The organism is Staphylococcus pasteuri, from assembly GCF_030547725.1.
Lineage (GTDB): Bacteria > Bacillota > Bacilli > Staphylococcales > Staphylococcaceae > Staphylococcus > Staphylococcus pasteuri.
Genome location: NZ_JAUOQO010000155.1, coordinates 1 through 317, shown reverse-complemented (window position 1 = coordinate 317; position 317 = coordinate 1). Strand labels below are relative to the sequence as shown.

1 protein-coding gene is annotated in these 317 nt (G+C 47.0%); it reads right to left on the bottom strand.

Going from position 1 to position 317, the window contains the following annotated elements; genetic code table 11:
• Positions 1 to 317, bottom strand: a 317-nt coding sequence (locus Q4528_RS13215; protein WP_303521953.1) for a porin family protein, incomplete at both ends; no start/stop codon positions are given.

Sequence of the window (317 nt, the reverse complement as noted above, 5' to 3'; positions counted from 1 at the left end):
CCATCAGTACCTGCACCGTAACCGTTTACGTAAGTACCTTCCATTTCCCAGTAGCCAACAGACAGGCTTAAAGGACCAGCCATATAGTTAGCACCTAAAGTGTAACCATCAACGTCGTCACCATTAGTACCAGTACCAGATACAGCGCCGTCCATGATACCAGCTACGTAGAAATCAAAGCCAGAGAAGCTAGGAGACAAGTAAGCAAGTGTAGAACCTAGACGGTCAGGGTTGTAGTACAATGCACCAGCTTTGTTAGATACATCGCCGTAACCTTCAACAACGTCAGTTGGGTTAGCAACACGACCAGCCAATAC